At 38.1% G+C, this 26,120-nt stretch carries 16 protein-coding genes; 1 reads left to right on the plus strand and 15 read right to left on the minus strand.

What is annotated here, in order from left to right; all coding sequences use genetic code 11:
• Positions 1–140: 140 nt before the first annotated feature.
• The 6 genes from BM121_RS22495 to BM121_RS17290 form a co-directional block, all read right to left on the minus strand.
• A complete protein-coding gene (locus BM121_RS22495; RefSeq protein ID WP_245780841.1) occupies positions 141–230 on the minus strand; it encodes a PspC domain-containing protein in 90 nt (29 codons plus the stop codon).
• A 129-nt stretch (positions 231–359) separates the two neighbouring features.
• Positions 360–1,283 (minus strand): terpene synthase family protein, encoded by a 924-nt coding sequence (locus BM121_RS17270; RefSeq protein ID WP_091485031.1) that lies wholly within the window; start codon positions 1,281–1,283, stop codon positions 360–362.
• 54 nt (positions 1,284–1,337) lie between these two features.
• A complete protein-coding gene (locus BM121_RS17275) occupies positions 1,338–1,658 on the minus strand; it encodes a helix-turn-helix domain-containing protein (protein WP_175495484.1) in 321 nt (106 codons plus the stop codon).
• 517 nt (positions 1,659–2,175) lie between these two features.
• Positions 2,176–2,970: an LPXTG cell wall anchor domain-containing protein gene (locus tag BM121_RS17280; RefSeq protein ID WP_091485034.1), complete on the minus strand. Its 795-nt coding sequence runs from the start codon at positions 2,968–2,970 to the stop codon at positions 2,176–2,178.
• Positions 2,971–3,055: 85 nt separating this feature from the next.
• Complete coding sequence (locus BM121_RS17285) at positions 3,056–8,410, minus strand: GH92 family glycosyl hydrolase (protein WP_091485035.1); 5,355 nt, start codon at positions 8,408–8,410, stop codon at positions 3,056–3,058.
• 44 nt (positions 8,411–8,454) lie between these two features.
• Positions 8,455–11,967: a PA14 domain-containing protein gene (locus BM121_RS17290; protein WP_091485066.1), complete on the minus strand. Its 3,513-nt coding sequence runs from the start codon at positions 11,965–11,967 to the stop codon at positions 8,455–8,457.
• A gap of 253 nt (positions 11,968–12,220) precedes the next feature.
• On the opposite strand from BM121_RS17290, the gene BM121_RS17295 reads away from it, so the two are divergent.
• The gene (locus BM121_RS17295; RefSeq protein WP_091485068.1) at positions 12,221–13,222 is read left to right on the plus strand and encodes an NERD domain-containing protein; all 1,002 of its coding nucleotides are present in this window, start codon (positions 12,221–12,223) and stop codon (positions 13,220–13,222) included.
• A 319-nt stretch (positions 13,223–13,541) separates the two neighbouring features.
• On the opposite strand, the gene BM121_RS17305 is transcribed toward BM121_RS17295, so the two are convergent.
• The 9 genes from BM121_RS17305 to BM121_RS17345 form a co-directional block, all read right to left on the minus strand.
• On the minus strand, positions 13,542–14,354 hold the full coding sequence (locus BM121_RS17305; RefSeq protein WP_091485071.1) for a carbohydrate ABC transporter permease: 813 nt from the start codon (positions 14,352–14,354) through the stop codon (positions 13,542–13,544).
• On the minus strand, positions 14,354–15,262 hold the full coding sequence (locus BM121_RS17310) for a carbohydrate ABC transporter permease (protein WP_091485072.1): 909 nt from the start codon (positions 15,260–15,262) through the stop codon (positions 14,354–14,356). Before BM121_RS17310 ends, BM121_RS17305 begins: the two co-directional genes overlap by 1 nt.
• Positions 15,263–15,340: 78 nt before the next feature.
• Entirely contained in the window at positions 15,341–16,684 is a 1,344-nt protein-coding gene (locus tag BM121_RS17315) for an ABC transporter substrate-binding protein (protein WP_091485074.1), read from the minus strand.
• 105 nt (positions 16,685–16,789) lie between these two features.
• A complete protein-coding gene (locus BM121_RS17320; RefSeq protein WP_175495485.1) occupies positions 16,790–18,109 on the minus strand; it encodes a response regulator in 1,320 nt (439 codons plus the stop codon).
• Entirely contained in the window at positions 18,106–19,563 is a 1,458-nt protein-coding gene (locus BM121_RS17325; RefSeq protein ID WP_091485077.1) for a sensor histidine kinase, read from the minus strand. The genes BM121_RS17320 and BM121_RS17325 overlap by 4 nt, the downstream gene beginning before the upstream one ends.
• Before the next feature lie 2 nt (positions 19,564–19,565).
• Entirely contained in the window at positions 19,566–20,543 is a 978-nt protein-coding gene (locus BM121_RS17330) for a substrate-binding domain-containing protein (RefSeq protein WP_091485078.1), read from the minus strand.
• A gap of 297 nt (positions 20,544–20,840) precedes the next feature.
• Positions 20,841–22,112: a prolyl oligopeptidase family serine peptidase gene (locus tag BM121_RS17335; RefSeq protein WP_091485080.1), complete on the minus strand. Its 1,272-nt coding sequence runs from the start codon at positions 22,110–22,112 to the stop codon at positions 20,841–20,843.
• Positions 22,113–22,174: 62 nt separating this feature from the next.
• Entirely contained in the window at positions 22,175–24,466 is a 2,292-nt protein-coding gene (locus tag BM121_RS17340; RefSeq protein WP_245780842.1) for a glycoside hydrolase family 3 C-terminal domain-containing protein, read from the minus strand.
• Between the two features lie 333 nt (positions 24,467–24,799).
• On the minus strand, positions 24,800–25,984 hold the full coding sequence (locus BM121_RS17345; protein WP_091485081.1) for a D-alanyl-D-alanine carboxypeptidase family protein: 1,185 nt from the start codon (positions 25,982–25,984) through the stop codon (positions 24,800–24,802).
• Positions 25,985–26,120: the final 136 nt, after the last annotated feature.

Below are 26,120 nucleotides of genomic sequence, written 5' to 3' on the forward strand. Positions count from 1 at the left end.
ATTTTCATTCCCTCCTGTATGCCAAAAGATTAGTCCTCGGTCCCTTATTTCGTTCAGTTATTTTAAAGACGGTTTTTCATCTAAGGACCAAACAAGAAGTATATATACCCAGAAAGAAACTGATGAAGTGAAAAAGAAAATTAACCTAACAATACAAAAAACTCTGCTATCCCCCCACATACGCCGTACAAAGCCTTATCTGTTGCTGACTTTCTTAACTTCTTATCCATTAATACCCCTCCGAGCTGATTCAGGTGATATATCGCAACTTGCTCACAAAAAGAATTTGCTTCATTTGTTTAGATGAAATTTTTTGCCTAATATCAGCCATACGCACAGGGTATCAGCAGATACTTTAATCAGTTGGATATATTATACCAATCTTGATTTCCTCTGATAACTGATTGAAGTCCCAAACTATACGTTTTATATTCTCTCTGATAAATTTTTTCGTTTTTTAGTAACTCTCTCTCCAAACGTGTGAACTCTTCTATATAAAGATTCTGTAACTCTACTGTGTCATTAATCACTTCCTGTATAAATGTTTGATTTTGATGCAAAGATAACAATATATTATCAATATCACTAGCAATTAATTCTTTTTTCAAAGATATAATGTCATTTGTCAAATTAATAATTGCACTAACATTAGTTTTTAATTCTATAAAAGTGTTATTGATTAATTTTTCAGGCAAATAAACAGTATTAGCCATTTCTATTAAATCAAAATAGTGGAAGTTTTTTTCTTGATTTTGATTATAACTTAAATCTTCATCTACTTCGAATCCGATGATATCATTTTGTTGGCTTTCCATTTTCCAAATCTTGTTGTACAAATAAGCTTGAATATTCTTAGCAAATCGATTCTGCCATTGATAGGGTGTCATTTTTTTGGTTTTTTCCCACCATTGGGCCCATGCGAGTAAATAAGCATTCTTATGTGATAATTGAGAGAGCTTTCCTTCCATTATCTGAACCATTTGCTTTACAAGGTTATAAGCTTTGGAATTATTCCTGTTTTTTTCTAAATAGTCTTCTAGAACAAATATAAGTAAGTTATATTTGGATATCATAATTAGTGGGGCAAATGAAGCCTGTGGAAACAAACGGGCTGAAAAGTAACCTGACTTAATAGTATCGAAAACATCACTATCAAGTTGACTAAATTGAAAAAGACCTAGTTCTTCACCCCATCTTTTAGTTATTATATGTACTTCCTGAGCATAGGAGTTAATACCTACAGGGAAGGAACACGTAATGTCCGGAAACTCAAGTTTATCCATTCTGCACACTCCTTCTCACTTCATCAGACTATTTTATGTATAATTCGAAAGTTCTTATAAACTTTTTAAGAATACTAAAAATGAGTTTAGCTGTGTTCTTTCTGCTGGCGATAATTGCTTAATTTTATTAGTCAGTAAAATTAATTCTTCTGCTTGTTTTTGATCTTCGTTAATATAAACAGCGAAAGTGACTAGATCAGTTTCAAGAGCTTTTAATATTTTAGAAAGTAGCACAATGTTAGGAACAGAACGATCCTTTTCTATATAACTAATATATGATTGTGAAAGATTTACTTTCTCCGCTACTTCTTCCATGGATAAATTTAATGCTTTACGAAGAGTTTTTAATTTACCTCCGATTTGTAACTCACTCATACGAATCCCTTTCTTTCCAATATTCATTATAATTAGTATTAAATAACTGCAATAACTTTCTTCTTCAATATGTATTGCGTCGTCTGGCTTCCTACTTTGTTAATCCTATAAAATGGTTTGTCCCTTTGATCCCCCTTCCTAAAAGTGACAAAATAGGACAGAAAAATACACGTTTCTATTATATTCCTTCAAAATAAACATTTTATGAACAAAAACAAGAATAAAAAGGAATTTCGAATCACATTTTCTAATCGTTTTTTACTATTTTTACTTTTTATTCAGAGAGCTTGCATATACTTGGACTTTAGCCATGAGAGAGTCAGAAAGAATTAAGATAAGCCGATTTTCTAATTTAAGAAAATCGGCTTTATCTTGCTAACCATAAATAGGATTATCCTTATTAAAAATAAAACTAATTATGGACGTAATATATATACCATTTCGTCATTTTGCAAAAGATTAATGTCAAAAATAAATTGCGTAGCTTGGGACTACGCAATTTATTTAATCGTAATAATTAAGCTTTTTTCTTTTTTTGATAGAAAACAACACCACTACCTACAACTAACAACATCAAACCTGTTATCAAAAAGTTGAAAATGGAAGTGCTAGTGTTTGGCAAGTTACCTTCTCCATCATTATTGTTAGAGTTGTTTCCGTTATTTCCTTTTCCATTATTGTTGTTGGAGTTGCCTCCGTTATTTCCTTCTCCATTATTATTGTTGGAGTTGTTTCCGTTATTTCCTTCTCCTTCATTATTGTCGGAGTCGTCTCCGTTATTTCCTTCTCCTTCACCATTGTCAGAGTCGTCTCCGTTATTTCCTTCTCCTTCACCATTGTCAGAGTTGTCTCCGTTATTTCCTTCTCCTTCATTATTGTCGGAGTCGTTTCCGTTATTTCCTTCTCCTTCATCATTGTCAGAGTCGTCTCCGTTATTTCCTTCTCCTCCGTCGTCACAATCTTCCTCACATGTTAGGGTAACGGTAGTTATATCCTGAATTTCATCATTTCCTACAATTATCGTATAATCACCAGCAGTATCTCCATTAGCCGTAGTCGGAAAACCAATAGTTGATTGGAATTCCCCATCTTCGACTGTTAACACATCCATAAAATAAACAGCTTCATCAGGTGCAACAATTTTTATCAGTACTTCTTCTAAATCTGTCGCTGTTCCTGACACTTCAAGTTCTTGACTAGCACTAATTTCAGTCTTATCTATATCTAAAGATACAGTTGCAGCAAATACTGTCATTGGCATTTGAGCAATCAACAACGTCATGAAAAGGATTGAAACAATACGTAATTTCACTTTTTCTCCTCGCCTTCTAAATTCATCCCCTTATCAGAGAATCGTTTATGCTAATGGTTCATTTTCACCTTATCCTTAGGGTCACTTAAAAGTCTATTACATTAGAAAAGATCATTTTATCGATATTACCAACATATCGATGTTCTGATGTAGTAGATCCGCTAAAGACTACACAAATTGTCTTATCGCCCGTCAATACTTTATCTAACGTGGCACTGGCTGTTTGATAGGTTCCCCAACCACTTCCCGTATTGGCCAGATCTACCGTACCAATCAATTCACCATCTTTGTCATCTAATCGAATCTCTGCAACTACATCATCAGGTGCTTTTTGCGATGGAGCATCATACACCATTTTGACATATTTTTTGCCTTTCGTTCCAAAACTGATGTTGTTGAACGTAAGCCATGCACCGTCAAATGTATTCGCAACAACCGTTCCACCATTGTTTCCTTCTGTTTTCAAAGGACCATTGTTAAATGAATTTACTTCCTCTGTCCAATCGCTGCGATTCTCTAACTCTACTACTACATTATCTTCAACTTCTTCCTGATTGAAAAAGCTCGCATTGTCAAAATTCCCGATATACTTATAAGTAGAGTCAGTGGATCCCTTAAGCACAAAATAAACATCTTGTACACCAGTTATTTTCTCGTCCAAGGAAGCAGTAACTGTTTGATAAGTTCCCCAGCCGTCACCAGTTGGCGGTACTTCAATGGTGCCGGCTAATTTCCCATCTATTGCATCTAAACGAACCTCTATAGTTGAATCCGATGCACTGTTCCCTGAATTACTGGCATACTCCACAGCAATATGATTGACACCTTCACTACCAAAATTCATCTTTTCATATGCCAACCATGCACCATCAAATGTATTTGCCACTTGCTCGCCGCTTTTTCCATTCTCTGTTTTCATCGGGCTATTATTAGCTGGATTATCTTCGGTTGACCAATTATCATAGTCTTCTAATTCCAGTTTTTCAAAGTCAGTACGAACATCTTCATATGCTAGTGTAAAGCTATCAAAGTTACCAATGTACGGTTGGCTACTATTTGTGTCACCTTTCATAAGGACAAACAAATCTTGTGTACCAGTGACAACTTTATCTAAATAAGCCGTAGTTGTCGTATAGTTTCCCCAACCATCGCCTGTATTCTCTAATTCAATGGTGCCGACTAGCTCACCCTCAGCAGAACCGAGACGAAATTCTAATGTACTTCCAGCTGGAACTCTTGATTTCGGTGCATCATACTCCACCGCAACTTGGTTTTTACCTTCTGTACCGAATTCCACCTCTTGATAAGCAAGCCATCCACCATCAAATGTGTTAGCTATTACAACACCACCATTATTCGATTCTGTCTTCAGCGGTTCATCGTTAAAACTATTAACACCGGAAGACCAAGCTGTTCTTGCTTCGAACTCAATCTCTGAACCAAAGCTATCATTTCCTTCTTCCTCGTCCTTATCCTCGTCTTCTGGAATCGGCACTGGATCTATGTCTTTGCCGTCCTCTCCATCTTCTTCCTCTCCAGCATCAGGATTTTCGGGATCTGGCTCTACACCTGGCACTGTTTCTGGTTTTTGTTCTAATGGTTTTGCAAGCCATAAGGAATCATAGATATTACCATTAAACTCATCTACTAGATAAACATTGATATCATACTCTTCTTCATCAATGTTAAATAATTGAGTGAGATCAAAATCGCCATTTTCTACAGGAACAGTATTCGTCATCCATGCTTCGTCGTTCTCCGTCATCAACTGGAATACAACTGTGGCTGATTCATCATAATCTCCTGTTAAGGTACCTTTCACATTTACTTCTAGGTTACCTTTTTGAGCAATATTGACATCTAAATCATATACTTCCCAAAGCATATCTGAAGTAAATGGATCCTTTGAAACAAGAACATCTCCATATGTTTGATCTTCACTTTCATTCGCTTTTACTCTCACTTGAATTTGACCAGATTCATATGCTACTGGTCCTACCGTTTGCGGATTGGAAGTTGCTGTATGCCAATTCTCCCCACCATCAAGACTGTATTCGTAATCCGATACTTGATCAAATTTTTCAATATTTGTCCATCCAAATGTGTTCTCTTCATCATCAACTGTACCGTTGGTCGGAGCTTCTGGGACTTCCATCTTACCAACTGATTCCAAGCCGAAATCAAAAGCAATATCTGAACTTGTCGCATTTGTTTGATGAACTTCTGCTGTAATGACGTTTTCGCCTTCTACTAAATATGACGGATCAATCGTGTAGCTATTCTCGTCACGTTCATCATTTACTGTACCATTTGCATAGGTCTCATAATCGACATCCCCGCTCGGCATGTTCGTTCTGATAATTTCGTGACCATTCAAATAAACAATAGCTCCATCATCGCGTATTAAACTCGCTTCTAATCCCATAATATCTTCTGCATCTTCTACTTCAAACGTTTTACGGAAATAAGTAGTTACGTATTTATTTCCACTATCAGGACCATAACTTACTTCTGTGTTAACATTACCATTCCTGTCGTAGCCAAGCATCGCCTTGCCTGATTGCCATTCATTGTCATCAAAATCAACCGCTGTCCAGTTGTCTCCAGCTGCTTGTCCTTTATCAAAGTATTTCCACTCTGTTTCTTTGGAGATTAACTCATTTCTTGTAATCTTATTATCTAATTCCTGATTGAAATCTGTTGTTGGCACTGTAGCTTCTGTTCCCCACTCATAGTTAGGCTCTGCACTCATTTCTAATTCTAATGTTCCTCCTGCCATCACATCTTCATAACCAAGAAACGCTTGGTCAAAGTTATCTCCATTAAATTGTGCTGACTCGATAAAACGATTATCACTCGAAACGTTATTGGCCTTGATTGTAAAGGTCTTGTCGTTTTCTAAATGCAATGTCATCTCTTCAAAAATAGGTGAACCTATTAAATAATATGGATCTCCCGGGTTACCTGGAAATAGCCCCATTGCACTGTAGATAAACCAGGAAGACATCGCACCTGCATCATCATCCATCGACTTTAAATAACCTTCAGGGTCATCACGATATACGCGTGATTCCATGGGATATGCATATAATCCATGATTATGATACTTCTGTGTTACTTCTTCTGTTGTGAACTCTCTCGCATAATATTGTGTTAAATACGGCATTCCTAAATAGTTAAATAAATATGGAACATGAATATCCGGTTCGTTAACCGCCATATATTCATCAATTTCAAAGAAATACTTTAAATCCTTCGCCATTTGTTTATCTCCACCACTTAAATCGGAAAGACCGTTAATATCATGTGGAACAAACCAGCGATATGTCCATAAATTCCCTTGGTAAGCATATTTATTTACTTGTGTTATATCATTCTGATTTACATCCATGGCTTTTGGTGTAAAGAAACCTCGTTGCTTTCCACTCTCATCAACTTGCTCCCCATTCCAAAGTGACTGATAAGACAATGAGATCTCTTTATATTGTTCATATGTTTCCTTATCACCAATTAATTCAGCTAGTTTCATCGGATAATAAGCACTATATGCTTTTTCCAATTTTCCTGAGACTTCGTTGTCATTGACAGAATAGTTATCTGTATCAGTAGCCATACCTTGCAAAGCTGTATTAACCTCTTCATTTGTTAAATCAAAACCCTTGGCATAAGCATCAAGAATGACAGCACCATTAAATTCATTTCTTACTGTTGGACTTGGCCAGTAGCCTTCTCCCCACTGTACATATGAGCCTCTGGTGTTATAGACATCAATCATTGATTTCACCATGTTTTCGTACTCATTAGGTGCAAGAAGAGAATATAAAGAATATTTACGGAAATCATCCCAAGTGGACCAGCCGTTATAATAGTCAAAGTCCTCACCGATCTCAGATGTTTCACGAACCGTATCTTCTTCTCTCGCTGCACGGAATGTGTCAACTGAACTCGTTACATTGTTCGGATGTAGGAATGAATGGTACATTTGCGTGTAAAAAATCGTTTTGTTTTCTTCATTGTCATCTTTTATCTCTACTTTGCTTAATAAGTCACTCCACGTTTCACGCGTCTCTTCATGCTGTGCATCAAAATCCCAGCCGGCATCTATATGTTCACGTTCTGCTTTTGCTTGATCAACACTAATAGTAGAGAGACCAACTTTTGCTTGTACTTTTTTATTTTCAGATGTATTAAAGTTCACCCAAGCACCACTGTTAATGCCTGTACGTTCTGTCTCTTCCCCTACTTGATCGTCTGACCATGATTGGAACGATTCGAAATCTTGATCAAACTGGATAGAGTAATACATCGTGTAATGACCGTGACCACAAACATTCTTCGATTGGATCATTCCAGAAATTTCATTATTGTTTTCGACCTTAAGATTTGCGTCAATCATTCCCGCGTAAGAGTTGGAAAGATCAATTAAAACAGATCCCTCCTCTTCACCCTCTGGGAACATGTATCGGTGGAATCCAACATTATCAGATGCTGTTAACTCTGCTTGAATACCTGATGCAAGCTCTACACCATAATAACCAGGAGACGCTTCTTCACTGCTTTTGTCGTATTTTTGTTTATACGTATTGCTATCGTTTGTGAAATCTTGGGTCTGTGGCATAACTAGAATGTTTCCTCCCGCACCACTACAACCTACACCGCTAAATCGCAAATGGGAAAAGCCTTTCAGATAATCATCCTGATAATAATAACCACTAAATGCTCCCCCATCACTATCCGGTCCAAGTGAAACGAGACCAAATGGTGTGGTTGGACCTGGGTTTGTCTGACCATTATCACCTAGCGTATTGATGAATGGATCGACATAATCAACTGGATCTAAATTTGTTTGTGACTTGGAAGGTGTTTGATCCTTCTCTACCCCGTATATTTCCAATTCATAAATACGGACTGTATTATTATCATAAGCCCCTTTATCTACAAACAACCGTACGTATTGAGCTGAAAATGTCGGCACATAACGATCAACAATTGTCTGTACATTATCTTTTACAACATCGACATCTTCCCATGTTTCTCCGTCTACACTTTTTTGAAGACGGAAATCTTTTGTATTCCAAAATGGATACATGTTTGTTTCTCCAATTCCAGCATTCTGCACGACCCATTGATTAATGTTATACACTTTCCCTAAATCAAGCTCTAACCATTTGTCTAATCCGCTGGAACTATTACACCACTTCGTATTTGTTTTTCCGTCAACAGCAAATGACCCTTTTTCCTCTTCATTACATTGACCACTGGCTGTTACTTCAGCATTTAACGCAAGGTTAGACGTGTCAGTAGTTTCTTGATTATTAGCTTCGGCATCCATGTTGTTATTCGACTCTGCATATACTGTTGTGTTGGTACCAATCCATGATGGTAGCATAGACAGAAGCATTAATCCGATCATAAAGATAGGTAGTATCTTTTTGCTCATTACCCTATTTCCCTCCCGGTCACTTTTTATTTAAAATAGTTGGTCTATTTCAGTTCCAATGGTTCTCCCAATAGCTTTGGAAGATTCTTGTCACCATTAAACTGATCGAATACAAACACTTTTACTTTATAATTGTCACCTTGCACATCAAAATATTGAGAGAGTTCAACTGAATCTTGTTGTAATGGAATGGCATTAATCAATACTGGTCTGTTGCCCTCCATTAACTGGAAGATAACATATGCGTCTTCATCATATTGAGCTTGTTTATCGACTGTTACGTCGACAACTAGCTTGTCATCATGTGAAATACTGCCATCTATGTTAAATGTCTTGTTAATGCTGTTTTGGGTATATGCTTCTGGTGAAACGATTGCTAAACCAGCAGGTCTCTCCGTTTCGTCATCCGCTTTAACTCGAACCTGTACATGAGATTTTGGAATATCACGATCTCCAACAGGTTGAGGATTTGCAGAGACAGTCTCCCATGTTTCGCCATTGTCGACAGTGAATTCGTAATCTGAAGGCTCATCAAATCCAGCTACATTCGTCCAACCGAATGTGTTATAGCCATCATCTACCATTGGCTCTGTTGGTGCAGCTAATTGAATAGATTCCGTAGAAATGGTTACCCCTTCAGAGTTATCACGCTTATCAACAGCTTTAACAACAAATTCATAGTTGTCACTATCATCTGCTATATCCACAGTATGTTGATAGCTTGTTTGGTCGTCTTCTACTGGAATATAAGCACTCCAGTTCTTCTTTAACCTACCTTCTTTTTCATATATCCTGAATCCACGAATTGGATCTTCTTCATTTACTTGTTCTGGCATATCCCAGGAAAGAACGATATTTTCGTCCCCGTTTTTCACAGCAGATAAATTTTCTACTGGTTCTGGTAATGAATCATTTCTCACAATGGTATAACTATCAAATGGCTTAGTTTCTTCAGATTTGAATGAATCAATGGTAAGACTATTTTCTGTCATAGTTACCCCTGAGAAAATCGGTGTTCTTGGCTGTTCATATTTAGCTGCATAATATTTATCTACATTCTGATCGATATCATAATATTTTGTACCAACAGCGTTATTGACGATATACATCGTTCCATTAGGATTTATCACATTTCCATTTTCATCTATTTCCTGCTCTTTAAGCGGCTCATCATTATACATTTGATACGAACGCATGAAGGAATGGTCATGTCCTTGTAACACAACGTCAATACCTAATTCATCAAAAATAGGGAACATCTTTTTTCTTAATTCTAAGACATCGCCATCTTTTGAGTGACCACCAACAGAATAGATCGCTTTATGCATCATAACGACTTTCCATTTTTTATTTGTCTGTGCCACTTCTTTTTTGAGCCATTCAATTTGTTGTTCGAACGAGTCTCGTTGACGATCATCCCACCCCATGTCCATTGTGTTCAAAACCATAAAGTGTGCATCACCATAATCAAATGAATAAATACTTCCTTTCGGCAAAGGGTTCTTTATTGCATCATTAGGATAGTTGAAATGGTGATAAAAATTATTATTATACGGTCCTTCATGATTTCCTATTGCTCCCATTATAGGTAGATTCATCAGTAAATCTTGCGGCTTCCCAAAAAAATCTAACCATTGATATTCCAACGCACCAGCATCTACTTGATCTCCAGCCATTGCAAGAAACTTGGAATCAGGAAATTTATTTAGACCTTGCGCTAGTGTATCTGACCATACCTGATAATCATTAGAGTTAGCACCTTGTGAATCTGTCATATACAAAAACTCATATTCTTTTTCATCTTCTGCTTCTGTCTTGAATTCACCAATTTCACTCCAGTTCCCCTCACTACCTAGACGATATTGGTAGGCAGTATTGGGTTCGAGGTCTTCTGCCAATACTTTATGGCTGGCAAACATTCCATTTTGAGCATTGGTAATCTTTAAATCTAGCACTTGTGATTCTCCGGTAAATCGAAGTACGTTGTCCGAATCGAAACTTTCTCCTGCTTGAACAACCTCCACAATACTATCTAATACATTTTCTGGAGCGTTTTCAGGATCCTCATGGTTTGTATACCAAGCAAAAGAACGTTGTGTTTTTGGATCACCATAAAAGGACAGTGCTATGGAGATTGGTGAATAATCTACATACTCTGATAAATTTTCAGGCGAGAACCCAAATGCGTTCACAGTTTCTTCCTCTGCATTTGCGAGACTTCCTTTTCCATCATATTCAACACTGACTGGCTGATCCGGTTCAACCGGTCCGTCTAGCGTTAGCTGTAGTGTCCCTTCGTTTAACTGGACATCATTTACTGTTATTTCTTCTCCATCAGCTTTCACTGTGAAATGCGTATTTATTTCTGCTGATAGATTGGTAAGATCAGTTAAAAAGTCCAAATTAACTTCCGTTCCATTCTCTAGCACTTTTCCATTCATTGGTCCACTATAGTTACTTGGTAAGTAAAAAGCGCTCTCTGGAACGATTTCTTTGTCCACACTATCACTTGACCATCTTAAATATAAATTCGAGCCACCGTAATCTTCGAAATATTCAACTATAATGTCATATTTTTTGCCTGCTTCTAAACGAATAGAATCACTTGTTTGTTCGTTATCCCAGTCATTTTCCCAGTGATCAATCATTAACTGATCATCAATCCATACTCTAAATCCATTATCACCTGTCATATAGAAAGTATAATCTTCTGTGTATTCAGGCATAATTTGGCCTGTAAAATCAATACTCGCGTCATCTGCTCTGCCAACTTGCTCCTGTAAGATTGGATCAAGGTTATTAAAATCAAAATTAGATTCAATAGTTGTTCCCTTCCAATCAACTTTATCAAAATTTCCATCACCTGAATTGGTGTAATATTCAGCAAGCAAGCCTTGGTTATCTGCTGTTGAAATAGAAGACGCTGCTAAAGACAAGGAAAAGAATTTGTCAGAGCTAGTTTGGTTTACTTGATGTACTTCCACAGCAAGCACATTTTTCCCTTCCGATAGTAAAGATGGGTCAATCTCAAACGAATGACTATCTCGTTCATCATTGACAGCATTCGAAGCTAAAGTATCAAATGCAATCTCACTATCTGGTAAATTGGTACGATACACCTCTTCACCATTTAAATAGACGACTGCACCATCATCTCTAACTAAATTCGCGGTTAATTTGCTAATTTCTTCAGTGCTGTCCAGTTGAAAGTCTTTTCGAAAATATGTTGTAATATGCTTTTGTCCTGAGTCATCTCCATATTCAATAACTGTATTTAAACCGTTATCATCACGGCCATACCCCAATGGAGCTACTCCTTTGTTCCAAGTAGAATCATCATATTCAATGCTTGTCCAATTTGCTTCCAGTTGAGAACCGTCATCTAAATAGTTCCATTCAACATTATCAGCTGCTTCTAAAAGTTGATTTATTTCATTTACTGCAGCCGCCTGTTCATCTGCCATTACATAGCGCAAAAACAAAAAACTAATGCTTGCGAATACAAAAAGTACAACAAATGTTAATTTTCCGGTCGCATTTATCTTCTTGCTTTTCAATATGTATCCCTCCCCAAATTTCAATTAACAAAGCGTTTTCTACAGCTCTCCTCCTTTCCGCTGAAAACCTTGTCATACTTATTTCGACAAATTTCAGCTTATTATCTATAATGTATCAAATGAGTATTAAAGTACTGTAAAGTTAATACTAATAATTTTTAATGCAATGTAAATATATAATAAATTTATTATTCATATTTTTCTCGATTATCTATAGTATTTTATCGTGGACATAACAGGATTTTAACTATTTATGTCGAATATCCTAGAAAGAAAGGATGTGATTTCGATTATTATTAAAAAACGACAGGCACCGGAAAGTATTTTGATGCTGGAACGTGGTGTGAAACGAATCAGCAAACGAAAACGGGAAATGGAATTTGAACTTCGCAATATCGAACAGGGATATCTTGCTGAATGTAAACTCGATTTTTACTTGGAACGGATGGGGATGAACTCAAACGATATAATTGTTCTCCAGGACCTCCGCCTCCCCGCCACAGATGGGCATTCCTTTTTTCAAATGGATAACCTCCTCCTTACCACACACTTTGCTGTCAATATTGATGTAAAAAGCCAACCAGGTAAATTCACCTTTCAAAACAACGCGCGAAATTTCCAATACTATATGCATGGAAAAAAATACGGGATGATGCATCCTCTATCACAGGTAGACGAACAGTGTGATCAACTTCGATTCTGGCTAGGTGCTGGGTGGGAAAATTATCCGATCATTAATCTCGTAGCTCTAGCAGATCCAAGTGCAGAGATAGCTACGGATTCGAGTAGTGACTGGGTATATGATTGTGTCATGCCATTTGCGTTATTGAAAAAATCATTTAAGCGTGCTGCTGAACAGTATACACAAGCCTTTGTTCAATTAAGTGAGTTGACGCGTATTGGTTATCAGCTAGCGCAGGCGCATTGTAAACCAGAGTTACGCTATTGGAAAAGATTCGAACTTGTAGATGGGGATGTCAAAGGTGGGGTGCTTTGCCCTTTTTGTAACAGGTTGGCAATGGATCGCTTGCGGGTAATATGGGATTGCCCTCATTGCGGTGGAAGAGATCGGCGCGCACACGTCATGAGCATACTCGATCATTTTGTATTTGTTAAACCGACGATGACAAATCAAGAATGCAGGAAGTTTTTGCATGTGGAAAAAGAGCATACTGCTAGGGCATTAATGACAAACGCAGGGATACTAGATTGGAATAGGGGGACTAAGGGACGCGTTTATTATTTAAAAAAGTGATTTTCGATTCTTGGATATGTGCTGTTCCTTGGAATTCTGCTTCTGCTCCTTGGAAAAGTGCCGCTGTTCCTTGGAATTCTCCCTCTGCTCCTTGGAAAAGTGCTGCTGTTCCTTGGAATTATTCTTTTTTCCAAGGAAGGGAACGCTTTTTCCAAGGAACAAAGGCTCTAAAATGGTCAAGACCTTCGCCAATGCGAAGGTCTTCGATATGTGTTCCTGTTCCTTGGAAAAGTGCTGCTGTTCCTTGGAATTATTCTTTTTTCCAAGGAACAAAGGCACTAATAGGTCAAGACCTTCGCATTCGCGAAGGTCTTTTTCTTTACCCTTTTACCGACCCGGCTAATAAACCGCGGACGAAATATTTTCCTAATAAAATATAGACTAATAGTGTTGGCATGGCAGCAAGTAAGGCGCCTGCCATTTGGACGTTCCATTGCACGATCTGGCTTCCGGACAGATTTTGTAGTGCTACCATGACTGGTTGTGCATCGTTGTTTGTGATCGTCACGGCGAATAGGAATTCGTTCCAGATGTTGGTGAATTGCCAGATCGCAACAACAACGAATCCGGTGATTGACAGTGGTAGAATGACTTGGCGGAAGATTCCAAAGAAGCTTGCGCCGTCTACTTTTGCTGCTTCAATCATCGAATCAGGAATATTCGCATAGAAGTTACGGAACATCAAAGTTGTAATTGGTAGCCCGTAAACCACGTGAGTGAAGATAAGCCCGATGATTGAATTATATAGATTGATAGAGTTCAAGAATTGGATTAATGGAATCAGAATGCTTTGGTATGGAATAAACATCCCGAATAGAATCATCGTGAACACGATTTCGGATCCTTTGAATTTCCATTTTGACAGAACATATCCATTCATTGCCCCTAGTATGGCTGATAATAATGTAGCTGGAATAACCAAGTAGATACTGTTCATTAAATTTGGTGCGAGCTCCGAGAATGCGTGCGTATAACTGGAAAAGTCAATCGTTGATGGCAGTGCCCACATTTCGGATAAAGATACTTCTTCAAGTGGTTTGAAACTAGTAATCAACATGACATAGATCGGTGTCAGGAAAAAGATAGCGATGGCGATTAGCACGGCATATTTGATTATTCTTCTCACTACCATCATGATGCCCCCCTTCTGCTGTTGATTAAGTATGGCACGATAAATACGGCAACGAGTAGCAACATGATGATCGCGATTGCTGCACCGTTTGCGTAATAGTTACCGCGGAATGTCGTCTCAAACATGTAAACACCTGGCACGTCGGTAACGAAATTGGCACCAGAACCTGTCATCGCATAGATTAGGTCGAATATCTTTAGTGAAATGTGTGCCATGATAATGACCACACTCATCGTGATTGGTGTTAACATCGGTAAAATCACCTTACGATAAATCTGGAGTTCGGATGCACCATCGATTCGTGCCGCTTCTCGAAGCTCTTCTGGAATTCCAGTAAGTCCTGCGACATACATCGCAAGTGAGAATCCAGTCATTTGCCATACAGCTGCAATAACAACAGCAATCATGGCAACAGGTAAACCGAATTCAATACTTTCCCACTGGAATCCCGCCAAAATATTGGTATCGGTATACCATTTCGGTTGGATGCCGAATACTTGTAAGAATTGATTGAAGCCAGTAGATGGATTCAATAGCCATTGCCAAACGACCCCCGTTACCACAAAGGATAGAGCCATTGGGAATAAAAAGATATTGCGGAATAGGGCATTAGCTTTCTTTGTTTGATCAAGCAAAATGGCTAAGCCTAAACCTAGGATAATAACAAATCCAATAAAAAGGATGGTAAAAAAGACGGTATTACGTAAATCTGCTTGGAAACGATAATCTCCAAATAGATAGATATAGTTTTTCAAACCAGCGAATGACATGTCAGGCACCAAGGTGTTCCAGTTACTTAAAGAAACCCAACCAGTCCAGCCAATAAACCCATATACGAAAATAATAAGGAGCAAAAAGGATGGAGCTAAGAACAATAATGCCATCAGCTGATCTCTGGTAATTTTCATTGCGATTGTCCTCCCATCTGAAGAAAATTCTTTTTTTATAAGAGTGAAGGAAGGCTCGCACAGGGCGAGCCTCCAATATTAAAGTTCTCCTGCTATTTGTTGTAATTTTTCGATGAATTGATCTACATCTTGTTGCGTTACAAAGATATTTACTTCTTGATTTATTTTAGTCAGATATCCTTCTGATGCTGCTGAACCGTGCGCTAAGCTTGGGGCCAAGTTACTGTTTTGAAAATCTTCCATTGTGTCTGTACCGTATTCATCATATTTTGATGGATCAGCATCAACACGCGCCGGAATCGAACCTTTTAATGGATTGAAGGTATCTTGACCTTCCACTGAACCAAGCACGTTTAGGAATTCTTTGACTGTATCTGGATTTTCTACACCTTTAGGTAAACCGAATGTATCCGTGATAACCATGAAATCCTCTGTTGTACCAGGGAATGCAAAATAGCCAAAGTCAACATTTGTCTCTAAGTCCAAGTCATTAGAGAAGTAACCTTTCGCCCAGTCACCCATGTTGGTCATCGCTGCTTCCCCTTCTCCTACAAGCTGAGAAGCATCTTGCCAGTTACGTGAAGCGTGGTCTTCGTTTACATAACCTAAAATGGTTTGGAATTTTTCTGCTGCTTCACGAACACGATCGTCATCAAAACCTACTTCGCCTGCCCATAATGCACGATAATCATCTGGACCAAGCGTTGCTAATAATACGTTTTCGAAGATTTGTGTCGCTGTCCAAGCTTCTTTATCACCCATTGCCAATGGAGTGACACCTGCTTCATCAAGTTGACCTAATACATCAACAAATTCGTCTAATGTCGTTGGTTCTTCAATACCGTTCTCTTCAAATACCGCTTTGTTATAGAACATGACATTTCCACGGTGAATGTTTACCGGTACGGAATAGATATCTCCATCTTTACTTACCATGTCAATTAATTCTTCAGGGAATTTATCCATTAAATCATATTCTTCATAGAAGTCGTTTAATGGTTCCATCTTATCTGCTGCAACCCAGCTCTCATTTAATTCCGCTCCACCGTGTACTTGAAAAGTTGATGGTGGATCATCACCCTGCATTCTTGTCGCTAGAACTGCCTTTGCATTAGTACCTGCACCACCCGCAACTGCTGCATTCTCTACTGCAATATCTGGATGTTTTTCTTCAAATAAATCAATGAGTGCAAGTAATCCATCTTCTTCCCCTGCACCAGTCCACCAACTAAAGATTTCTACTGAACCACCGTCTCCCGAAGATTCAGCTTCTTCTTCCTCACTTGTAGCATCATCTGATGTATCCTCTGTTTGGTCATCTGTGCTGTCTGTATCATCTGTCGTCTCTTCATCTCCACCACATGCTACTAAGGCAATCATCAAGATGAACATAAATAGAAACGCTAAACTCTTTTTCAACATGTTTCTACCCCCTCTGATTAATATAAGCGCTTTCAGCTATAATTATATAGAGAAAACGCTTACGATTTGATACTATTTTTCTGTACAATATTACGAAAATCTGTATTATTTTACGATTTGGCTCTGATATTGCTTTGGTGAGAGTCCGACATGTTTTTTGAAAACACGACTGAAATAGTTTGGATCTTTATAGCCTATGTCATAACTGATCTCCTTCAATGTCGCATTGTTCGTCTGCAGGAGCTGTTTCGCTTTCTTGATTCGAATCTCTGTTAAATAATCAATGAACGTACTCCCGGTTGCTTCATGAAATAGATTAGAAACATAATTAGTGCTTAATTCGGTATAGGCCGAGACGTCCATAAGGTTGATTTGTTTGTGATAGTTGTTAGCTATAAATTGTTTTGCTTTGACAATTTTATCTTGTGATTGGAAATAATATTTGATTTCTCTACATACCAGTTGCATGAATTCCTTCCAGTCTTCCGTTGTCACTAATTCTTCTGGTATGGTGTCGAGTTTGACCCCTTTATCTTCTGCGATTTGTTTGATTTGCACAAATAATTCCACATTTGCATAGGGTGCAATTACATCGAATAAGACCCAGACTTTTTGTTCTTCACCGTCACGGATTGCATCTAAGAATTTATTTGTCGGGATTTCTTCTGCTTCATTGCTTGCAAATCCGTAATTCTTTTGTTTTGCCTTGAATAGCTGCCGTAGTGCTTTCTTTGCTTGATAGTAAGAAGTCGTGAGATCTTCGACATGATCATACGGATGACCTGCACCAATATAATAGTCGTCACCTAGTGTTAATTGTAAGCTGCGAATTTGTTTTAACACGTCGGCATTGTCTAATCTTTGATTGGAAATATACAAGGCAATGTTATCTTGTGTTATATAGTCATCCGATAACGTGAGTGCCTTATTGGCCATCATAAAAAAACCGCTTTGCATATCTGGGCAGAGACTTGGTTGAATCATATCCGCATCTTCTCCTTGTATCACTTTCGTTAGAAAAAGCGCACGCCGATTGTCGAGAATTTGCTTATCTTGTTCCAGCTCCCCTTTGACATTTAAGAAGGCGCGAATGATTTCTTCCTTCTTACTTGGTTTTAAAATGTATTCCCGCACCCCTAATTTCATCGCTTGTTTGGCATAATCAAATGAATCATAAGCTGTTAACATAATGAATTTCGTTAAGGGAAAGTCACGACAGATTGCCTCCATCGCTTCTAATCCATTGATGCCTGGCATTTTGATATCCATTAACATAATATCCGGGTGAATGCTTTCCGCTAATTCAATAGCTTTACGACCGTTCACCGCTTCTTCAATCTGTTCGATATCAGAAAAATGTTCCTCGAGAAATTTATGCATTGCTTTTCTCTCTAAAAATTCGTCTTCTGCGATGACTACTTTCATGCTAGTACCCCCCATTCTTGCTGTTGTCTATCTGGTAAATATAATCGGATGATCGTTCCTTTACCTTCCGTTGTATCAATTTCCAACACATCTTCTGTTTGATAGAACATTTGCAGGCGTTTGATCACATTGACTAATCCAATCCCTGTCATATGACCGACATGCTGATCGCTTTCTGTCGTTGATTGGATTAATTGCCTTCGTTTTTCTTCTGTCATTCCTGCACCATTATCGGTAACTTCCACGATTACTCCGCTATGATACGTTTTAATATAAACTGAAATTTTTCCACCTTCCTCTAATGACTCAAGGCCATGGATAAAGGCGTTTTCGACAAGAGGTTGCAGGGTTAATCTTGGCAAAGGCATATCACAATCTTCTGGCAACTGGTCAATCTCAAACTCAATCCGCTCCATAAATCGCATTTTCTGGATCGCGACATAATCTTCCACCATTTTTATTTCTTCTTTTAAGGTAGTTGTTTTCTTCAAATCGCCAAGACTGTGTCTCATCATCGATGCCAATGAGTCAATCAGGTTGGACGTTGTTCTTGCTTCTTCTAAATACGCCATTTTCGATACAGTATTCAATGTATTAAATAAAAAATGCGGCTGAATTTGATTTTGTAAATGCTTCAGTTCCAGTTCCTTCATCAATCGTTCCTGCTTGGACTGATCTTTAATCTCTTTAATTAAATTTCGGATACTGTCCCGCATTTTGTTAAAAGAGTCGCCTAACAACTTCAACTCATCTGGTGACTGAATCCGGACAGATTTACCATCAAATTTTCCAACGGAGACTTCTTTCGCTGCTTGAGATAATGCTTGAACTGGTCGGTGGATTCCTCTGGAAAACCGTACTGTAATCAATGCCCCAAGTATAATCGATGTAATTAATAAATAGAGTGTAAAATATTTGAATGCTTCATTACGCTCGCGGATGTCCGCGTACAAGGTTTGATATTCTGTCAGTGATCCATCTAATAATTCCAATGTTGATTCCTGAATATACGATGACGTTTGGTCCACTTCTTTCACATGCATCGAGTAGCGTTCCATATCATCACGGAGTACAAACCCTGTTGTTAAATCCGTTTGGTAACGGAGAGCGTCGATTAAGTTAATATAATTTTTATAGCGAATCGAGTTTGTCTGTTGCATAATTGGAGCCGTTCTTTCATGGAATGTTTCTCTTGCTTCATAATAGGCTTCTAAGTCTAGTTCTTCTCCACTTAATACATATGCTTTTGTTTTGTCAGATAGATCCTGAGCTGATTGGGAAATAGCGTTCAGGTTAAGTAATGTTTCAAATTCTTGATGATATTGTTGCATTAACTGGGTCGAACTGACATAAATCGAAATGGTAACAATATTAAATAAAATAATAATTCCAGCAAAGATAAGTGTTAATTTCGACTGAATCGTCCGACCGTTCAGTAATTTTTTTATCCGCATGTTTACTCACCTTCTTTCAAAAATACCTCGCCATTCATAACGTCTTCTTTCTTGATCACACCTGTTTTGGTGTGGTGTATGTTCTCGGGTTGATCCTTTTGATGCAGCTGATACATTTCTTTTACCGCCATTTTCCCCATTTCTTCCGGGTATTGGGCAATCGTTGCTTGAATTTTGTCATCTTCTATTAATTCCAATGTTTCGGGGAGAATATCAAATGCTAACACATATGGTCTTGTTGTCGGTTGAAATTCGTCAATGGCTTGCACAATTCCCATGCCATCTAAAGCACTGATACCAAAAATAGCGGTGATATCGGATCGGCTTTTCAATAATTGATAGGTCGCATCTGCTGCACCTAGTTCGGTAATATTCGATTCTGCTACGGCGACTAACTCTATTCGCTCCTCTTGACTGATCGCTTCTTCAAATCCTTCTAAACGCTCCATTTGATTCTGAGCATCTTTCAGCCCGATGATAGCTACAACTTTCTGCTCACCTTCCGTTTCTTCGATCATTGTTTTTCCTGCGAGGTAACCCGCTTCAAAATTATCTGTTCCCACATAAAAGTCTCGACCGCTTCCCGAATTATCAGTATCGATCGTTGCAACTGGGATCTGATGCTCCTTCGCTTTTTGGACGAGCTGACGAAATCTCGGATCACTCATTCCTTTTGTAATAATGGCATCGACATTAGCAGCAATCATGCGATCCAATGTGTCCAACCGCTCATCAGTATCTGTTACTTTCGGACCGACATATTCTAAGTAAACGTTATGTTCTTCCGCTGCTTGTTTCGCACCTTTTTCGATAAAATGCCAATAATTATTCCCGACTTCTTCAGTTACAAGAGCGAAGTGATAATCATACATCTCTTGGGTTGCAGCTTGTTGGTCGATATAAAACGTTTCTTTTCCATAATAAAGCATGAGACAAAAAGGGATAAGAAACAGAATGGTAAAGAAGATTTTTCGTACCACAGTAATCACCTTCTTCTTGAAATTGAGATAACTTTCCTTTTTAAATTGTAAGCGTTTTTTCTGTGATTGTCTATGTTGATTGGGGAGAGGATCTAGCAGTGGCGTGAAGGTGGGACAAAACACTGAAACAGAGGGTCTTAGAGCCTGGGTTTGTTGCTTCTTCCTTGGAATTCTAGTTCCCTTCCTTGGAAAAGTGCTTCTGTTCCTTGGAAATACTCACTTTTCCAAGGAAGAATGATACTTTTCCAAGGAACAATAAACACGAACATCAAACTTGATGTTCGTGTGTTGTCATAATCAGGGTACTTTTGTCCCAGATTCTTGATCAGCCATCCATTCGAACAGGCCTGGTACTTCATCATTATAAACATAGGTCCATGACCAGTGGCCGTTGTACTCATAAGGGGTGCCATCCTCATTTGTATAAAGTCCAGATGTATCGAATACGCCATCAAATAAGGTCATGTTGACATCAGCACCATCTACGCTTACCATTCTTTCATAAGTTGGAATTGTATTTTCTGCCGGATCTAATGTTGGATCGTTTTCTGCTGCAATGAACCATGTTGGTGTTTTCGCTAAATCCATAATATCTTGATCCGAAATGATAGTATCATTTAATCCCTCACATACAGGGAAAGCAGCAGCGAAATATTCTGGATAATCTCTTGTCATCACAAGTGTCATATAACCACCGTTTGATGCTCCACCAATATAAATGCGATCGGTATCAATGTCATCATGCGTTGCAACAAACTCTTCAATTAACGCCATAAGTGGTTCTGTATAAATGGATGTACCGTCTGCACTACCGGATTCACCGTCCATCCATCTCGTCGGTGCCTGTGGTACTAATACATATGCATTGTCATAGTAATCCTGAACCGAATCAGAAGCAAAACTTACTGCTTTATTTGCTGATAGCGGAATCGTAGGGTCTGTTCCACCTTCTCCACCACCGTGCAACCAGATAACTAGCGGATTATCTTGCTTATCTTTTTCTGGTGTATAGCTAGCATAAGACATATCCATACCTGAAAAAGTACCGCTGGACATATCAAAATCTTCTACAGCTTTTTTCGTATCACCTTTAAATGTTGTTATTTTTAGATCTGTTACTTCTCCATATGGTGCCTCAATTGCCTGTTGTTGAGTAATGGTATAATCAGTATCGATCCAGTCATTCAAGCCTGTATAATTCATCGGTGCACCTAGTGTTTTATCAGGACCGATTTCTAATTCAAGGACAGCGTATTTCCCCATTTCTTTGGCTGAATTGCCATTCTTATCCGCTACATATGCATCGGTTACCTCTCGAAATCCTTCTTCTAAAAATGGGTCTACTAATCTGTCATCACTGCGCGTCACGTGAACCGAAAATGTGTCTTCATCTATTGAACCAGTTGGAACAGGTTTTCCTAATTCCACGGTCACCTTGGTAATCGCTGGTCCCCAATCCTGGATCTCTGTAAGGGTATAGTATCCGTTTGATTCTTTTGCTGAAATGGTTAGGCTGAATCCAATGGTCAGTACGATCATACTGCAAAAAATAATCAACTTTTTTAGCATAATTAACCCTCCTTAGTTTATGGAAAGATCCACGCAAAATGGTGGATCTTTCCCCTGTTCATTTACTTCGTCAACCGATTGATGTCTTGCTCAGGTACTAGTACATCATTTACTTCTTCGACAACGATATTTTCCGGTACCGTAAAGCTTGTAGTTCCTTCAACAGTTTCGGAGGAAGAGGCAACATGTAATTCATATGTGCCTTTTTCTACTACCCATGCAGACTTAGATTCATCAAAGGATGCAATATCACTAGCCGTGATGTCGATTTTAATGTTTTCTTTCTTACCTGGACGGATTGTATCTGTTTTCGTAAAGGCAGCTAATTCTATATCCGGATTTTCAATAGAACTATCTGGAGCAGAAACATATACTTGTACGGCTTCTTTACCTGCTACATCACCACTGTTCGTGATGGATGAAAATACGGTAATTTTATCTTTAAAGCGACCATTTTTGTTAACACGAATTTTGTTATAGTCAAATTCTGTATAAGACAGTCCATAACCAAATTCATATGCTGGTTTAACATCAAATGTATGATGGTAACGATAACCAACATAAAGATCTTCTTCATAGACTACTTCTGTTGGATCTTCTTCTGGATAACCAGGAAAATTATCTACTGAAGGTGTATCTAGATAATCTTTCGGGAATGTTGTTGCTAATTTACCAGATGGATTTACTTTTCCTGAAAGTACATCTGCAATCGCATGACCTGCTTCAGAACCTGGCTGCCAAGCTAAAAGAATAGCATCTACTTTATCCTTCCAGCTCATCATTTCGATTGGACCACCGATATTTAATACAGTTACAACTTGTTTGCCTTCATCATGGAATGCATTAGAGACCGTATCGATATTTGCATGTTCGGTTTCTGTTAAATAAAAATCACCTTCTGTTGCAGTTCGATCTGCAAATTCACCTGAATTACGGCTAATCACAATCATTCCAACATCCGATGATTCCGCATAGCTTTGAGCCTCTTCTGCTGTTACTTCACGTTCGGGTAGTGGTGGCGCTGGTTGGAACGAACTTGGCGGCTGATATTCAGGTAATGATTTTAAATCATCGACATATGACTGGTAGCTTTCTACTAGCTCTTCATCCAATGTATAACCAGCTGCTTGTAACCCTTCCGTGATAGTTACTGTATGTTCGACATTTACATCACCACTTCCTGTACCACCTTTGATGGTGTCAACTTGTCCATTTCCAAATAAACCGATAGAGAGATTTTCTTGGATCGGCAATACCTGCTCATGGTTTTCCAGTAACACCATACCTTCTGTCGCTGCTTCTCTCGATACTTGTGCATGTGCTTCTAAGTCTGGATTGTCAAAGTGTTCATATCCTAAGAATGAAGGTGTTTGGACGACAATATTTAATATATTTTTTACATTGCGGTCTAATAAAGCCTCATCCAGTTCGTCATTTTCTACCGCTGCGATAATAGCATCTGATTGTTGCTCACTGCCTGGCATAAGAAGGTCATTCTCTGCTTCCATCGCGGCAACAGGATCATCACCACCACCCCAATCTGTCATTACCAATCCTTCAAATCCCCAATCTTCACGAAGGACATCTGTTAACAACTCACTATTTTGCGGTGTATAGACTCCATTCAATTTATTGTACGCACTCATCACCGCCCATGGTTGCGATTCTTTGACGGCGATTTCAAAACCCTTTAAATACATTTCACGTAATGCTTGTTGAGATACAATCGTGTCAATCGATTGTCGGTTGGTTTCTTGGTTATTGGCAACAAAGTGCTTAATTGTCGCTCCAACTCCATTTGACTCAACTCCGTTCACAACGGCTGCTGTCATTTTTCCTGATACTAATGGATCTTCAGAATAATATTCAAAATTGCGACCGTTTAGCGGATTACGGTGTAAGTTCAAAGCAGGAGCTAATAAAACATCGACTCCATATTCTTTTAATTCATTTCCCATTGCGGTACCGACTTGTTCCGCTACAGCAGTATCCCATGAGGAAGCTACAGCTGTTGCAATCGGAAATGCCGTCGCATAAAATGTATCTTCGGTGTTCTCTCTTGTTGGGTTAATGCGGACACCTGCAGGACCATCTGCCAATGCGATGGATGGAATACCTAGACGAGGAATTTCATGTGTCTTTCCAGCAGCACCTAGTTCATCATTAAATGCTGCCCAACCAATACCAGTGACAACTTTCGCCTTTTCGTCCAATGTCATAGCTGCAATGACTTCATCAATGTTGTCTTGTCTAAGTTGAGGAGCCTCTGTTTCTTCAACTGCAAAAATTGGGACAGAAAAACTGGTCAACATCAGTACTACTAATGCCAACATACTGATTACCTTCTTTAACATCTCATCTCCTCCTTATTTTTAACTTACGCTTTCATCATAAAATGTAAACGGATACATTTTATGATGAAAAACTAGCATTACTTTATTATTTTATGGATAAATTTAAGAAAGGGATAAGCGTTTAGGTAGTATTTACCACTGGGTAGGTCGATGTGTGTGTAGGAGAATTATATTGTTCTTGATGAGATATCAACCCTGTTACGAGTCCTGTAACAGGGCTAGGAGAATGTCCACCAAAAGTTATCGGGAATACAATCACCAAAATTATTCATCGGGACCATTAAAATTGCCCCTATTTTGTCTGTAGATGTTTAACTATCTGTAGATGTTTAACTAAATGAAGAACTTTTTGACTTTACGATAAAAGTAACCAATAACAATTAATATCAAAGTTGGCACTACAAGTTGTTGACCTAAAGCAATATAATTCAGTTGCACCTCATCTTGATTTTCTATATTCTCATTATCAGAACCATTAGGAAGTTTTTCCTCTTTTGAATCCATTTTTGTTAATTTAAATGAATGAATAATTTCCTCATCTTCATTGGCGATAACCAATTCACCATTTGTAGTTACCCGTTTATCGATTTCATTATTTAAAAGGTGCGTATACGCTAATTTTTTAGGAGTAATGTAGTTATCTCCTTCTATAGTAAAGGAAGTATCTTCAGCAATGTAAGATGTTTTGTAATGATCGAATCCATAGTTTAAGAGATTTATAGTATCCTCATATGCCCCATTGCTATCATTGCTTTTCAAGGTAATGACGATCAAACTTAAATCATCATTCTGTGCTGTTGTGGTAAGTGTATAACCAGATTCGTTAACAAAACCAGTTTTTCCGCCTGTAATATTCTCATAAGGAATTTCTCCCTTTAGTAATTTGTGATGAGTAATAAGTGTCGTATCCCACGCCTTTCCATCCCACTCCATTTCTTTGGTACCAAATATTTCTGCAAAAGTTTCGTTTTCCATAGCATATTTTGTTACTTTTGCTAGATCTTCAGCCGTTGTAACATGTTCAGGATCAAATAAACCGTGTGGATTCTTTAAATGAGTATGCTCAACACCAATCACATTTTCGAGATAATCATTTATATCTTCCGAGAATTGCTCTTCACTCCCACTAACATACTCAGCAATTGCTACTCCAGCATCATTACCAGAATTAATTAATAAACCTTTAATTAATTTTTCTAGCCGGTCTTTTTCACCTTTCTCTAAGAAAACAGTTGTACCTTCTATATTTTTAGCACTGGCATTACTACTAATAGTCACCATATCATTTAGATCCGCATTTTCGATTGCGTAAATTGCAGTAATAATCTTAGTAAGGCTTGCAGGATACATTTGGGAGTTGGCATTTTTCTTATAGAGAATTTGTCCAGATTCTGCTTCCATTATTATCGCTGCTTCACTTTCAATGCTGGGCAAATCATTCGATTCAGCACTAAGAGTTGAAAGAAAAATAGTATTAATCACAATTAATGTAGTTAAAAATAGTACACACCTTCTCATTGCTACTCTCCTATTAGAAATACTTATAATATTCTATTTTAACTAGAAAATATGAAGAAAGTGTGCAAATTCATCATTTGTAATAGTAGCTTAAAATAGTATTAAAACTGTAAAAACACTGTATTTATTTGACAAT

Origin of the sequence: Gracilibacillus orientalis (assembly GCF_900114645.1) — a bacterium.
In the GTDB taxonomy this organism is placed as follows: domain Bacteria; phylum Bacillota; class Bacilli; order Bacillales; family Amphibacillaceae; genus Gracilibacillus; species Gracilibacillus orientalis.

Bases quoted from the DNA above. Each gene is read 5' to 3' on its own strand.
- BM121_RS17335 (WP_091485080.1), bottom strand. From the start codon at position 22,112: ATGCTAAAAAAGTTGATTATTTTTTGCAGTATGATCGTACTGACCATT.
- BM121_RS17305 (WP_091485071.1), bottom strand. From the start codon at position 14,354: ATGGTAGTGAGAAGAATAATCAAATATGCCGTGCTAATCGCCATCGCT.
- BM121_RS22495 (WP_245780841.1), bottom strand. From the start codon at position 230: ATGGATAAGAAGTTAAGAAAGTCAGCAACAGATAAGGCTTTGTACGGC.
- BM121_RS17320 (WP_175495485.1), bottom strand. From the start codon at position 18,109: ATGAAAGTAGTCATCGCAGAAGACGAATTTTTAGAGAGAAAAGCAATG.
- BM121_RS17310 (WP_091485072.1), bottom strand. From the start codon at position 15,262: ATGAAAATTACCAGAGATCAGCTGATGGCATTATTGTTCTTAGCTCCA.
- BM121_RS17295 (WP_091485068.1), top strand. From the start codon at position 12,221: ATGTCGAATATCCTAGAAAGAAAGGATGTGATTTCGATTATTATTAAA.
- BM121_RS17270 (WP_091485031.1), bottom strand. From the start codon at position 1,283: ATGGATAAACTTGAGTTTCCGGACATTACGTGTTCCTTCCCTGTAGGT.
- BM121_RS17315 (WP_091485074.1), bottom strand. From the start codon at position 16,684: ATGTTGAAAAAGAGTTTAGCGTTTCTATTTATGTTCATCTTGATGATT.
- BM121_RS17345 (WP_091485081.1), bottom strand. From the start codon at position 25,984: ATGAGAAGGTGTGTACTATTTTTAACTACATTAATTGTGATTAATACT.
- BM121_RS17285 (WP_091485035.1), bottom strand. From the start codon at position 8,410: ATGAGCAAAAAGATACTACCTATCTTTATGATCGGATTAATGCTTCTG.
- BM121_RS17275 (WP_175495484.1), bottom strand. From the start codon at position 1,658: ATGAGTGAGTTACAAATCGGAGGTAAATTAAAAACTCTTCGTAAAGCA.
- BM121_RS17325 (WP_091485077.1), bottom strand. From the start codon at position 19,563: ATGCGGATAAAAAAATTACTGAACGGTCGGACGATTCAGTCGAAATTA.
- BM121_RS17340 (WP_245780842.1), bottom strand. From the start codon at position 24,466: ATGTTAAAGAAGGTAATCAGTATGTTGGCATTAGTAGTACTGATGTTG.